We start from the raw sequence: 13469 nt of genomic DNA, 5'->3' as shown, positions 1-13469 counted from the left end.
CGCTCGACCTCGTTCACCCGACGTACTGCTCCAGCTGCGCCAGCACGGCATCGCTCACCGCACCCGACCCACCCAGCACCACCACGTCCTTCGGGTCCAGACGCTCCAGCTCGCTCGCCACCGCCGCCGGAACCTGCCCCGGAGCGACCAGCAGCACCGGCCCACCAGCAACCCCCGCAGCCGGAGCACCCGACAACGCATCCGGGAACTGCAGACCACTGGCGACGAACACCGTCTCCACACCCGGATCGAACATCTGCGCCGAGATCGCCGCCGACGTCGCATACCGGTCCGCACCACGCCACCGCGACACCGTGCCGGGATCCGGGGCGGGCGCTCCGGGGGTCACGGCCGCACTCTTGGTCGACGGCGGGGACTCCTGGCCGTCGGCGCCGACGGCGACGACGGTGAACGTGTAGGCCGTCCCGTTGCTGAGCCCGGTGACCTCGGCCGAGGTCGCACCGTTCGTCGTGGCGGAGTGCCCGCCCGGTGCCGCGACCACCCGGTACGAGGCGACCGGCACGCCGCCGGGCGCCGTCCAGGTGACGGTCGCACGACCGTCCCCGGCAACCGCCTTCACCGCGGTGGGGGGCGCCGGTGCGGGAGTCGGTGCCTTCGAGGTGACGAACGACGCGGCCTCCGACTCGTCTCCCGTACCCGCTGCGTTCGAGGCCGCGACACTCACCCGGTACTCCGTCTCCGGAGCGAGGCCGGACAGGAGCAGCTCGGTGACCGCGGGGGTGTGCGAGACCCGCACCGGGGTCGTCGTGTCCCCCGCGTACAGCCGGACGACGTACCCCGTGACCGCGCCGTTCCCGCTGGGAGCTTCCCAGGTGACCGTCGCCCGGGTGGCGCCGACCTCGCGGGTCGCGACCCCCTCGACGCGTGCGGGCGCCTCTGGTCGCGGGGTGACGGACAACCGGGCGACCTCCGAGACGACGCGAGCGTCGTCCAGGGTGAAGACCGCCCGGAACTCGTCCCCGTCGGCGTAGTCACCTTCCGAGCCGGAGGTGGACACCTGGAGCGACGTGGCCTGGGCCCCGTCGACGTCGACCCAGTCGGCACCTCGTCGCACCTGCCACTGCACCGCGGGCGGGCGGGGTCCGGAGGCGTGCGCGGAAAGCTCGGCGAAGTCGCCCTCGACGACGCTCACGTCGGCCGGCTGCACGACCACGGCGAGCTCGGACGAGACGGACTGCTCGGGCGTGCGGGGCTCCTCACCCTCGCCGCGGGCACGGAGCGTCAGGTTCGTCCGGGGAGCGTTGCCCGCGGACAGCTGGATCGGGTCCGCGGCGACGAGCTCCGCCTGGCCGTCGTACCAGGTGGTGCCCTCCCCGTCGACGTACACGTAGAGCGCGTACCGCCCCGGCTCGACCGCCGGGAGGGTGTACTGGCCGAGCTCGTTCGTCCACGTCTGGACCGAGAAGTCCCAGGCACCGTCCGCGAGAGCACCGGCGGCGCTCCGGGCCGTGGCCTCAGCGACCGGCCACGGGACGAGACCGACCCGGGCGTACGCGACCGGGGCACCGGTCTGGTCGAGCGCCACGCCGGAGACGACGGCCCCGAGCGTCAGCCTCGCGTCCACGCCGGCGACCGCTGTCGTGCCGACCGGCACGACGCTCGCCGCCGACCGCTCGGCCGCCTGGTCGTACCACTGGGACACGTACAGACCGTTGTCGTTCCGGAACTCCACGAGGTAGTCACCGGCGGCGACGCCGTCGATGGTGTACCTCCCGTCCGGCGCGGTGTAGCCCCACCCGACCTGCGTGCCGTCGGGCCGCTGCAGCCCGATCGTCACGCCGGAGAGCGGCAGACCGTTGTTCGCGGCGACGACCCGCCCGCGCACCGTCGTACCCGTGGCGAGGATCAGGTCGACGCTCGTCGTACCGCTCTCGAGGACGTCGATCGTCGTCTCCGACCGGACATAGTGCTCGCTGACGGCGACCAGACTGTGCGCCCCCGAGGTCGGGGACCTCAGGACGAACCGCCCGAACGCGTCGGAGATCGCGTGCTGGGCGCTCTCCGGATAGTCGGCGCTCAGCGTGACCTCGGCGTACGGAAGCGCCGCCCCCGTCGTCGCGTCACGGACGACCCCGCTGACCTCGAGCCCGGGCTCCGTCCGGAGGTCGACGTGGACCGGCTGCTCACCGACGGTGACGTCCCTCTCGAGCAAGCGCTCCGCCAAGCCCTGGGACGCCGCGTAGACGCGGAGCACGTAGTCCCCCGGCGCCACGTCGCCCAGCGCGAAGGAGCCGTCGGTCCCCGTCCTCGTCGACCCCACGACCGAGAAGCCCCATTCGGTGATCGTCCCGACGTACACGTCGGCCCCCACCGCCGGTGCTCCGGCGTGATCGAGGATCGTCCCCGAGATGTCGGAGTCGCCCACCAGGTCGAAGTCGATCCCGTCGACGGTCGTCCCGACCGTCACCTCGACGGGCACGGCGTCCTCCCAGCTCGGCGCGTCCGGATAGTAGACGAACCTGCCGTCGTACTGGACGGACACCTGCCACGGACCCGCGGTCAGCCCGGTCGCCTCCCAGGACGCCATGCTGCCGTCCGTCGGGGGGTACACGGCGACCGAGACTCCCATGTCCATGATCGACCCGTCCAGGCTCAGGGCGTTGACCCAGGCCGGCTCCGTCGCGCCCGAGGGGAAGGTCACGGTTCCCCGGATCGCCCCTCCCCTCTCGACGACGACGTCCACCTCGACCGTCTCGCCCTCCGCCAGGGCGATCGCTGTCGCGCCCTCACGCGTGCCGTCCTCGCCGAACCACCGCGGTACCACTCCCGCGCTCCCCTGGCTGACACGGACGGCGTAGTTCTGCGTCGCGAGACCGGAGAGCTCGTAGCTGCCGTCGGCCCCGGTCTCGGTGCTGGCGAGCACCATGTACTGGTCGCTCGCCGCGTAGACCTCGACCCGCGCCCCCTCGACCGGCTCGCCACCCGCGAGCGTGACGGTGCCAGCGATGACCCCGCCAGCGAGGGCCACGAAGTCGATCGCTCCGACGGTGGCGCCCTCCGTGACCTCCACGACCGTGGCGGCGTCAGGGTCGGCGACACCGTCGTAGTACTGCGTGAGGCTCGTGCCGTTCGGGCGCCACTGCACCAGCGCGACCGTGTAGAACCCCGGGGCCAGTGGTTCGGCCGTGTAGGTCCCGTCTTCCCTCGTCGACGTGATCGTGGCGAGCGCGCCGTCCCGGTAGAGCTCCACCTGAGCGTTGACCAGGGGAGCGCCCGTCCTGTCCAGCGCCCGACCGGAGATCGTGCCGCCCGCGACGGTCGTCGCGTCGATACCGGTGACAGTCGTCTCCCGCTCCGTCACGACGAGGATGTCCGCGTCCTCCCATGAAGACCGACCGTCCCAGAAGACCGCCGGCGTGCCGACCGAGCTGAACTGGACGCGGTAGGCACCGGGCTCCACGTTCCCGAGGACGTACGACCCGTCGGTCGTGGTGCGGGTGCCTCGCCCGAGGTACGGGCCACCGCCGGGGTCGACCGGTGAGAGCCACACGTCGACGCCGGGCGCCGGCACGCCGCCCGTCCCCCGGACGGTCCCGGCGATCGTGCGGGCGGTCACGGCGAGCTCGACGTCCAGGGCCGTCTGAGCGGCGGCGCCGACCACGACGTCGAACGTCGTCTCGACACCGAGGTCGGGCGACTGCACCGTCACGGTGTAGGTACCCGGCACGACCCGCGCCGTCCAGGAACCGTGCCCGTCGACGAGCGGTGCGTCGATCCAGCGCGCCTCGCCGTCCGGGGAGGCGATGGAGACGCCCGCGCGGGCCGAGCCGTCGAACGACGGGGTGCTGAAAACCCCGCCGATCTCGGTCCCCCGCGTCAGCACGACGGAGCCGAGGTCGACGATCCCCCCGTTCGCCGGGTCGATCCACAGGGCGTCCCACATGTTCCACGAGACCGTGCCGTCCTCGCGCACCGCGCCCCCGACGAAGTCGGCCACAGGGTCGACGACCACGGCGAAGAACAGGTCCGTCGTGACGCTGAGCGAGAACCGGCCGTCGGCACCCGTGGTGGTCGACGGCCCGTCTGCGGCACCAGTGCCCGCCCCGTCACCGAATCCGTCCTCGCTCACGCGGATCGGCACCCCCGCCAGGGGCGTGCCTGCCGCGCCGTCGAGCACGGTCCCCGTGACGAGCACGCTCGTCACGGCGAGGCTGCTCGACCCCTCGGCGCTCGTCCCGGCACCGGTCGGGGCGGGAACCTCGGCCACGGCACGGGCGCGTGCCGTCGTCTCGTGACGCACCGCCCCCTCGCTCGGCGACGGCACCTCGACCGGCACCGACGCCGCCGCGGTGATCGTGGAGGGACTCCCCGTCCCGGTCGTGCCGGCCTGCGCCGGGACACCACCGAGGAGCGAGAACGAGAGGGCCGCGGCGATCGTGGCCGCCCATGCCCGTCGTGGGGAACGCCGCGGGCGGGCTCTCGATGCCTCCACGATCGGCACTGATCCAGGACGCTGCTTCACGGACCCTCCCCGGGGACACGGCGACGACGTGCGCGATCTGCGATCCGCACCTGTGAGCCTGCCCCCGGCAGGGGAAGCCTAGGGGCGCGTGCGCTCCCCACGGCGTCTGGACCTCGAATTTCACCCGCTGGCCGCGGCGCACCGCCCGATCACGCCGACGCGGGGGGGCAGGGGAGGTCGCGCTGGTGCGGGCCGACGTACTCGCTGAGCGGGCGGATGAGGGCATTGGCGGCGCGCTGCTCCATGACGTGCGCCGTCCAGCCCACCACGCGCGACGCGACGAACAGCGGGGTGAACATCGGGGTGTCGAAGCCCATGAGGTGGTACGCGGGGCCCGCCGGGTAGTCGAGGTTGGGGAGGATGTTCTTGCGCTCGGTCATCGCGACCTCGAGCGCGACGTAGAGGTCGAGGAGGTCCTGGCGGCCGTAGTGCGCGACGAGGTCGTCGAGCGTCGCGCGCATGGTGGGGACGCGCGAGTCGCCGTGCTTGTAGACGCGGTGCCCGAAGCCCATGATCTTGCGCTTGTGCGCGAGCGCGTCGTCGAGCCACGCCGCGGCGCGGTCGGCCGTGCCGATCTCGGCGAACGTCGCCATGACGGCCTCGTTCGCGCCGCCGTGGAGCGGGCCCTTGAGCGCTCCCACGGCGCCGGTCACCGCGGAGTGCAGGTCGGACAGCGTCGACGTGATGACGCGCGCGGTGAACGTCGAGGCGTTGAACGAGTGCTCGGCGTAGAGCACCATCGACACCTCGAAGGCCCGCACGACGGCGGGCTCGGGCTCCTCGCCGAACGTCATCCACAGGAAGTTCTCGGCGTAGGTGAGGTCGTCGCGCGGCTCGACGATCTGCTGGCCCCGACGACGACGCTGGTCGAGCGCGACGGCTGCGGGCAGCACGGCCCACAGGCGGACGGCCTTGGACTGCTCGGCCTCGGGCGAGGAGTCCTCGGCGTCCGGGTCGTGCGCGCCGAGCTGCGAGATCGCGGTGCGGACGACGTCCATGGGGTGGCACGTCGTCGGGAGCTCGAGGATCGCGTTGCGCACGTTGCCTGGCAGGGCCCGGTGCGCGCGCTCGACGGCGATCTGCTCGGCGAGCTGCTCGGGCGTGGGGAGCTCGCCGTGCCACAGGAGGTACGCGACCTCCTCGAAGCTGCGGCGCGCGGCGAGGTCCTGGACCGGGTAGCCGCGGTAGAGCAGCGAGTTCGTGTCGGGGTTGACCTTGGAGATCGCCGTGACGTCGACGACGACGCCCGCGAGCCCCTTGCGGATCTCGGGCCCCTCGGTGGTGGTCGGGGAGGTGGTCATGCGGTCACTCCTTCGTGCTGCACGGGTCGCGGGAATTGCCGGTGCCGCGGCCCCACGGGCGCGCGGCACCGGGTCGTCAGGGCCGGTACGTGAAGATGCCCTCGTCGAACGTGTTGTAGGCGGCGTAGTCGAGGAGCTCGTACAGGCGGGCGCGCGTCTGCATGCCCTCGACCTGCCCCGCCTGGGTGCCGGTCTCGGCGATCTCGTCGAGCGCGCGCTCGGCGGCGCCCATCGCGACCCGCAGAAGCGTGACGGGATAGATGATCAGCCGGACGCCCGCGTCGCCGAGCTGGCGGCGCGTGAAGAGCTCGGACTTGCCGAACTCGGTCATGTTGGCGAGCACGGGCACGTCGACGGCGGACGCGACGGCCTCGAACTCCGAGAGGTCCTTCATGGCCTCGGGGAAGATGGCGTCGGCGCCCGCGTCCACCAGTGCCTTCGCGCGGTCGATCGCGGCGCGCAGCCCGGCGTCGCCGGGGATCGTGCCCCGGACGTCGGTGCGCGCCATGATCAGGAATCCGGGGTCGCGCCGTGCGTCGGCGGCCGCACGGACCCGCTTGGCGGCCTCGTCGAGCCCGACGACCTCCTTGCCGTCGAGGTGGCCGCACCGCTTGGGGTTGACCTGGTCCTCGACGTGCGCGCCCGCGACGCCCGCGTCCTCGAGCGCCTGGACGGTGCGCGCGACGTTCATCGGCTCGCCGAACCCGGTGTCGGCGTCGACGAGCGCGGGCAGGTCGGTGACGCGTGCGATCTGCTGCGAGCGCCCCGCGACCTCGGTGAGCGTCGTGAGGCCGATGTCGGGCAGCCCGAGGTCCGCCGACAGCACGGCCCCCGACACGTACACGCCCTCGAAGCCCTTGTCCTGGATCAGGCGCGCGGACAGCGGGTTGAACGCGCCCGGGAGCCGCAGCGGCTCCCCCGTGGTCGCCGCGGCGTCGAGCGCCGCGCGGAACGCGCGCCGCTTGTCCGACGGCGTCACCTGGCTGTACAGCATCAGCGCACCTCTCCCCCGGTCGTCGCGGTGCCCGACGGCGCGGGGTCGCCCGACGACGTCGTGCCACCCGGTCCGCCGGGCTGCGCCGCGGCGTCGGGCGCCTCGTGCATGGTGAAGCCCTCGCCCTCGAACTCGGCGGGCATCGCGGCGTCGGGTCGCCCGAGCTCGAAGAGCCCGGTCGGCGTGGGCACCGAGTCGAGCAGCCCCGGGCGGCCGACGATCGTCAGCTCGCGCACCTCGGCGGGCGTGAGCGACGGGAGCCGCTGCGCGAGGTCGAGGAACCGCTCGATCTCGGCGTCCTCGAGGACCCCCGCCGCGAGCGTGCGGAACTTCTTCACGTACTGCTCGCGGCCGAACGGCCGCGCGCCGAGCGGGTGCGCGTCGGCGACGGCGATCTCGCGGACGAGGCGGCCGCCGTCGGCCAGCTCGATCTCGACGCGACCTCCGAACGCCTTCTCGGCCGGATCGGTCGAGTGGTAGCGGCGCGTCCACTCCGGGTCCTCGGCCGTCGTGACCTTGGCCCACAGCGCGACCGTGTCGGGTCGACCCGCGCGCTCGGGCGTGTAGGAGTCGACGTGGTGCCAGCCGCCGTCCTGGAGCGCGACCGCGAAGATGTACGGGATCGAGTGGTCGAGCGTCTCGCGCGACGCGGTGGGGTCGTACTTCTGCGGGTCGTTGGCGCCCGAGCCGATCACGTAGTGCGTGTGGTGGCTCGTGTGGATGACGACGCTCGTCACGTTGTCGGGGTCGGCGAGCCAGGGGTGCTCGTCGTGCAGCGCCCGGGCGAGGTCGATGAGCGCCTGCGACTGGTACTCCGCCGAGTGCTCCTTGGTGTACGTGTCGAGGATCGCGGTCTTCGGCTCGCCGGGGGCGGGGAGCACGACGTCGTACGCCGCGTCCGGACCGTCGAGCAGCCACGCGACGACGCCGTCCTCGCCCTCGTAGATCGGCTCGGGCGACGTCTGGCCGCGCATCGCCCGGTCGACGGCCTCGACCGCGACCTTGCCCGCGAACGCCGGGGCGTGCGCCTTCCACGTGGAGATCTGGCCCTTGCGGGACTGGCGCGTGGCCGTCGTCGTGTGCAGGGCCTGGCCGATCGCCTGGAACACCGTCTCGGTGCCGAGGCCGAGCAGCGTCCCGATGCCCGCGGCGGCCGACGGCCCGAGGTGCGCGACGTGGTCGATCTTGTGCCGGTGCAGGCTGATCGCGCGCACGAGGTCGACCTGGATCTCGTAGCCGGTCGCGATCGCCCGCACGACCGCGGCGCCGTCGGACCCGACGTGCTGCGCGACGGCGAGGATCGGCGGGATGTTGTCCCCCGGGTGGGAGTACTCGGCGGCGAGGAACGTGTCGTGGAAGTCGAGCTCGCGCACCGCGACGCCGTTCGCCCACGCCGCCCACTCGGGGCTCGTGCGGGTGTCGAGGCCGCAGCCGAACACCGTCGCGCCCGGCGTGTACGGGTGCGCGAGCGCCTGGCCGCGCGCGGCGACCGCGGGGCCGCGCACGAGGCTCGCCGCGGCGACGGCCGCGTTGTCGATGACGCGGTTGATCACCATGTCGACGACCTCGGGCGTGACCTCGACCGGGTCCGTCGCGAGCTCGGCGAGCTTCCACGCGAGCTGGTCGGTGCGGTCGAGCGGCTCCGCGCTGGGGTAGACGCGCAGGTGGTGGGTGTACGGCATCGGTGTCTCCGTCGTGCGGTGGGCGGTGGTCAGGGAGCGTCGGGGTCGTGAGCGCGCAGGGACTGCTCCGCGAGGGCCGCGCTGCGCTCGATGTGGGCACGCATCGCGGCCTCGGCGGCGTCGGCGTCGCGGCTCGCGATCGCGTCGGCGACCGCGCGGTGCTCGTCGACGTGGTCGGTGGTGCCGACGCGGCGGCGTGCGGCGAGCGCGCGGTACCGGTCGACGTGGCCGCGGATCTGGCGCAGGAGCGCCGACCCCCAGCGGTTGTCGGCGAGCGCCTCGATCTCGCCGTGGAACTGTGCGCCGACGCGCAGCACCTCGTCCTCGTGGTCCCGCACCGCGTCCATGAGGGTCACGAGGCGGACGATGCGGGCGACGTCGTCGGGCGTGGCGCGCTCGCACGCGTCCCGGGCGAGCAGGCCTTCGAGCCGAGCGCGGACGTCGTAGACGCGCCGGGCGTCCGCGACGTCGAGCGGCGCGACGCGCACTCCCCCGGTCGGCAGCTCGACGACGAGCGCCTCCGCCTGGAGCAGGCGCAGCGCCTCGCGCACCGGGGTCCGGGAGACGCCGAGCTCGGCGGACAGCACGGGCTCGGTGACGCGGGCGTCGGGCGCGAGCGAGCCGTCGATGATCCGGCCACGCAGGAGGTCGTAGACCGCGCGGGCACCGGACTGGCGGCGCGCGAGGCCCGCGTCGCCGGGGGCCGTCGTGGCCTGCCCGACGGCGGCGCGCAGGTCGGGCGTCGTCGTCACCCGGCCATCGTGCCACACACACTGCGCACTTGTATACAACTACTCCCGCGGGTGGTCATGTCACATCCCGGGACGCTGCGGCGTCGTACGGGTATGAAGATCGCAGTGACAGGTGGGACAGGGACGATCGGCCGGCACGTCGTCGCGGCGCTGGCCGCGCGCGGGCACGAGGTGCGCGCACTGAGCAGGCGGGCGGAGCGGTACCCCGTCGACCTCACGACGGGCGCGGGGCTCCCGGCCGCGCTCGCCGGGGTCGACGTCGTCGTCGACGCGAGCAACGCGTCGTCGTCCACGAAGGACGCGCGCGCCACGCTCGTCGACGGGACGCGGCGGCTGCTCGCTGCCGAGCACGACGCCGGGGTGCGCCACCACGTGCTCGTCTCGATCGTGGGGTGCCACGATGTCCCGATGGCCTACTACGGGGTGAAGGTCGAGCAGGAGCGGGCGGTCGCCGCCGGCGACGTCCCGTGGACGGTCGTCGCGGTGACCCAGTTCCACGAGTTCGTCGCCGGGACGCTCGCCGGGGCCGCGCGGCGCGGCGTCGTGCCGCTGCTGCGCGCGCCGGTCCAGCCCGTCGCGGCGCGGGACGCGGCCTCGGCCGTCGCCGACGCCGCGGAGCGCGAGCCGCTCCGCTCGACCACGACCGTCGCGGGGCCCGAGGTGCTCGACCTGCGGGACGCGGCGCGCGCCTGGCGTGCGGCGACCGGCTCGCGGGCTCTCCCCGTCCGGGTCCCGCTGCCCGGGAAGATCGGGCGAGCCCTGCGCGCGGGCGGCCTCACCGACCCGCACCCCGACGCACGGGGTACGACGACCTTCACCGACTGGCTCGCCGCGCAGCGCACCCCGGAGACGGCCGCACGGTGAGCACCGACGACCTCGCGCACGCCTTCGAGGCCGAGCGCCCGCGCCTCCTGCGCCTCGCCTACGCGACGACCGGGTCCTGGTCGGACGCCGAGGACTGCGTGCAGGACGCATGGCTACGCCTGCGCACGCAGGACCCGGCGTCGATCCGCAACCTCGCGGCGTGGCTCACGACGACGGTCGGGCGCCTCGCGCTCGACGTGCTCGGCAGCGCGCGCGTGCGGCGCGAGCGCTACGTCGGGACGTGGCTGCCCGAGCCCGTCGTCACGGCACCCGGCGCGCGGTCACCGGTCGCGTCGTCCGCCGCGACCGCGCGGGACGCCGCCGACCCCGCCGACCGCGCCACGCTCGACGAGGAGGTGAGCATGGCGCTGCTCCTCGTGCTCGAGCGGCTCTCCCCCGCGCAGCGTGTCGCGTTCGTCCTGCACGACGTCTTCGGGCTGCCGTTCGAGGAGGTGGGCGACGTCGTCGGGCGCTCCCCCGCGGCGGTGCGCCAGCTCGCGTCGCGCGCCCGTCAGGACGTCGAGGCGGGACGCCCGCGCGGTCGGACGTCGCGCGCCGAGCAGGAGCGCGTCGTCGAGGCGTTCGTCGCGGCGTGCGCGGGCGACGACCTGCCGACGCTGCTCGGCCTGCTCGACCCCGACGTGACGCTCCGGGGCGACGGCGGCGGCAAGGTCCGCGCGCTGCGGCACCCGGTCCAGGGGGCGCAGAGCGTCGGGGAGGTCCTGCTCTCCTACCTCCGCAACCGGCCGCGCGGCGCGGGGGCGGTCGACGTCAACGGCAGTCCCGGGCTCGCGCTCGTGGACGGCTCGGGGGTGCTCACGGTCCTGGCGTTCACGCTCGCCGACGGCCGCGTCGTGGCGCTCGACATCGTGCGGAACCCCGACAAGCTCACCACCGTGCCGCCGGGGCTGCTCGACGATCCCGGCCCGTGGTGGCCCTGACGGGCTACGGCCGGTAGTCCTCGGCGGGCCATGCGCCGTAGCCGTCGAGGTGCTCGTCGGTGTCGCGCACGTAGTCGTCGACCGGCGTCATGCGCTCGGCCATCTCGAAGTGCCAGTCCACGAGCTCGCCGAGCGGGACGGGCGTGCGCGACGACCGCGCGACGTCGCGCCCCTCCTCCGACCACAGCGGTGGGTAGAGGCTCAGGCCCTCGTCGAGCCGGACGGTCCCGACCTCGTCGTACCAGCCGGGCCACCGGACGGAGGCGTAGAACTCCGTCGTCCCGCCGCTCACCGCCCACTCGAGGAACGCGGCCTGGCCGAACCCGAGGTCGACCCACGTGAGCGCGTCGGGCGCGAAGTAGTTGACGTTGCCGAGCTGGCCCGGGAGGCCGCCGCCGTTGATCGCGAACGTGCCGCCGAGCACGTCGTACGCGACGACCAGGACCGACGGCGCGACGCTGTCGTCCCCCGGCTCGCCGAGGCCGTTGACGGTCGCGAGGTCGGGCAGCCCGGCGCCGCCCCCGCCGATGATCCGCAACCACCCGCCGTCGACGACGACCCCACCCGTGTGGAGCGCGAGCGCACCGAGCGTGGAGCGGACGGTGACCTGGAGCCGAAACAGGACTTCGAGCGACCACGCAGGGGGCGGCACGACCTCCACGCCACCGCGCCCGAGCATGCGGGAGAGCGTCGGCCAGGCGGGGTCGTCGACCGCCGCCAGCTCCGCTGCCGTCCTCACTGTCATGGCCGGATCATGCCAGATGTTGCCGGTATCCAGGAGTCCTGCTATACGGCGGCGCCCGGCAGGTCCCCCGATGGGCCGAAAGACCGATTCGGAAGGGCTCCTGCGCACGACCGCCCACCGGTCGTCCCGGTCGCCACCGGGACGGGTGTGAAGACTCGGCGGCGAGCCCGCGCAGACCACGTCGGCGCGGTCACCCCGTGGCATCCGCGTGGGTAGCGTCTCGGCCGTGGACGACGAGCGAACCGTACCGACGGCGGACGGCACCGACGGGCCTCGACCCGCGAGCGCGCGCAGGGTCCCGCGGAGCACGGTCGCCGTCGTCGCGTCGGTCGCCGGCGTGGGCCTCGCCGTCGTCGCCGCACTTCTCGCGCCGACGATCCTCGACTCCGCCGTCGCGGACCCGTCCGGGATCCGGTCGTCGCCGCCGGACCGTTCGACGGCGACGCCGCCCGAGCCCGGCGACCCTGAGCACGGGACGGAGGACATGGTCGCGCTCCTGCTCGCCCTGCCTGGCGTCGAGGACGTGCAGACGAACGGTCGGGTAGGCACGTCCGCCGAGATCACGCTCGTCACCCCGCTCCCGTCCCCCGAGGTCGCGCAGCACACTGCCACGGACGCGAGCGCGATCCTCGCGGCCGTGCCCGGCGGTGGCGCGTGGTCGCTCCGGGTCGAGGGCACGGGCGTCGGCGGCGGGACGCTCGCCGTCGAGCACGGTCCAGGAGCGGCCGCCGCCCGCGGCGTCGACCCGGTCACCGGGGAGCCGCGTCCGGACCTCCTCGGGGCCGACGCCGTCGCCGACGCGGTGCGCCTCGTCGCCCACGACCCCGTGCGACGCGTGTTCCTGTCCCCGGGGTCTGCCTCGGTCGACGTCCGCTCCGCCGGCGACCTCGTCGAGGTCGCCGCGCTCGTGCGCGCCGAGGGCCGCGGGCTGACGAGCCTCGGGGTCGACGGATCCGGCGTCGGCACCTACGACGGCGACGGGCTGACCGTCCCGGACGACGCCCTGCTCACGCTCCTGGCCGACGTCGCGGCGGAGCCGGGCGTGACGCAGGTCGTGCACGACGCCGTCCGCGACACGTTCCCGCAGGACCCTCTGCTCACGGTGGTCACCTCGGGCGAAGCGGCCGTGGTCGCGCGCGTCCTCGACGCTGCGACCTACCCGGGCCCGGTGCTCGCGTACCAGGTCCACGGCTCGACGGACGGCGGCGCGTCCGCGACGCGCTCCGGGTTCGTCGCGGGGGTCGCGCCGACGGCCGGGGCTCGCCCCGCGGGCGCGTGCGCGCCCGGCGACCTCGCGCTCGGGGCCGCGGGCTTCGACGCCGCGGCAGGTCGACGGTTCCTCACCGTCACGGCCCGCAACGACGGCACCGCGGAGTGCGTCCTCGCGGGCGCCCCCGCGGTCCGCTTCGTCGCCGACGACGGCGCGGAGACGGACGTGCTCCTCGAGCCCGACGACGACGGCCTCGCCCCGCTCACGCTCGCACCGGGCGCCACCGCCTGGGCCGCGCTCTCGTGGCGCGGCGGGTCGACGGCCGACGACCCGCCGCTCGTCACGACGCTGCTCGTGGCCCCGCACCCGGGCGATCTCGAGTCCGTGGTCGGGCTCGCCGGGATCCCCGGCGTCGGGGACGGGCTCGACCTGCTCGGCGGCGGGACCGCGACGATCGGGTCGTGGGCACCCTCGCGGGAGCTCGCGAGCTGACCCGC

General features: G+C 74.3%; 9 protein-coding genes. 3 read left to right on the top strand and 6 right to left on the bottom strand.

All coding sequences use genetic code 11. The features are described 5' to 3' along the window. Positions 1-13 precede the first annotated feature (13 nt). From FIC82_RS05470 to FIC82_RS05450, 5 genes are all read right to left on the bottom strand, one after another. On the bottom strand, positions 14-4453 hold the full coding sequence (locus tag FIC82_RS05470; RefSeq protein ID WP_168731517.1) for a carboxypeptidase regulatory-like domain-containing protein: 4440 nt from the start codon (positions 4451-4453) through the stop codon (positions 14-16). Between the two features lie 179 nt (positions 4454-4632). Beyond that, positions 4633-5784, bottom strand: coding sequence for a bifunctional 2-methylcitrate synthase/citrate synthase (locus FIC82_RS05465; protein ID WP_154797860.1), 1152 nt, complete (start codon positions 5782-5784; stop codon positions 4633-4635). Positions 5785-5860: 76 nt separating this feature from the next. Further along, positions 5861-6778, bottom strand: coding sequence for a methylisocitrate lyase (prpB, locus tag FIC82_RS05460; RefSeq protein WP_154797859.1), 918 nt, complete (start codon positions 6776-6778; stop codon positions 5861-5863). Next, positions 6778-8460, bottom strand: coding sequence for an MmgE/PrpD family protein (locus tag FIC82_RS05455; protein ID WP_154797858.1), 1683 nt, complete (start codon positions 8458-8460; stop codon positions 6778-6780). The genes prpB and FIC82_RS05455 overlap by 1 nt, the downstream gene beginning before the upstream one ends. Positions 8461-8489: 29 nt before the next feature. After that, positions 8490-9212, bottom strand: coding sequence for a GntR family transcriptional regulator (locus tag FIC82_RS05450; protein ID WP_168731516.1), 723 nt, complete (start codon positions 9210-9212; stop codon positions 8490-8492). 105 nt (positions 9213-9317) lie between these two features. Between FIC82_RS05450 and FIC82_RS05445 the strand changes: the two genes are divergently transcribed. Both FIC82_RS05445 and sigJ read left to right on the top strand, forming a co-directional pair. Then, complete coding sequence (locus FIC82_RS05445) at positions 9318-10076, top strand: SDR family oxidoreductase (RefSeq protein ID WP_216609991.1); 759 nt, start codon at positions 9318-9320, stop codon at positions 10074-10076. Then, the gene (gene sigJ / locus FIC82_RS05440; RefSeq protein ID WP_168731515.1) at positions 10073-11017 is read left to right on the top strand and encodes an RNA polymerase sigma factor SigJ; all 945 of its coding nucleotides are present in this window, start codon (positions 10073-10075) and stop codon (positions 11015-11017) included. Before FIC82_RS05445 ends, sigJ begins: the two co-directional genes overlap by 4 nt. A gap of 4 nt (positions 11018-11021) precedes the next feature. On the opposite strand, the gene FIC82_RS05435 is transcribed toward sigJ, so the two are convergent. After that, entirely contained in the window at positions 11022-11762 is a 741-nt protein-coding gene (locus FIC82_RS05435) for a DUF2625 family protein (protein ID WP_154797856.1), read from the bottom strand. Between the two features lie 226 nt (positions 11763-11988). Here FIC82_RS05435 and FIC82_RS05430 point away from each other — a divergent pair, with 226 nt between their 5' ends. Beyond that, a complete protein-coding gene (locus FIC82_RS05430; RefSeq protein ID WP_154797855.1) occupies positions 11989-13464 on the top strand; it encodes a DUF4232 domain-containing protein in 1476 nt (491 codons plus the stop codon). Positions 13465-13469 lie beyond the last annotated feature (5 nt).

Origin of the sequence: Cellulosimicrobium protaetiae, from assembly GCF_009708005.2 — a bacterium.
GTDB lineage: Bacteria > Actinomycetota > Actinomycetes > Actinomycetales > Cellulomonadaceae > Cellulosimicrobium > Cellulosimicrobium protaetiae.
The sequence above is the reverse complement of the archived record's forward strand: the minus strand, read 5'-3'. Positions and strand labels throughout refer to the sequence as shown.

Bases quoted from the DNA above. Each gene is read 5' to 3' on its own strand.
- FIC82_RS05435 (WP_154797856.1), bottom strand. From the start codon at position 11,762: ATGACAGTGAGGACGGCAGCGGAGCTGGCGGCGGTCGACGACCCCGCC.
- FIC82_RS05455 (WP_154797858.1), bottom strand. From the start codon at position 8,460: ATGCCGTACACCCACCACCTGCGCGTCTACCCCAGCGCGGAGCCGCTC.
- prpB (WP_154797859.1), bottom strand. From the start codon at position 6,778: ATGCTGTACAGCCAGGTGACGCCGTCGGACAAGCGGCGCGCGTTCCGC.
- FIC82_RS05465 (WP_154797860.1), bottom strand. From the start codon at position 5,784: ATGACCACCTCCCCGACCACCACCGAGGGGCCCGAGATCCGCAAGGGG.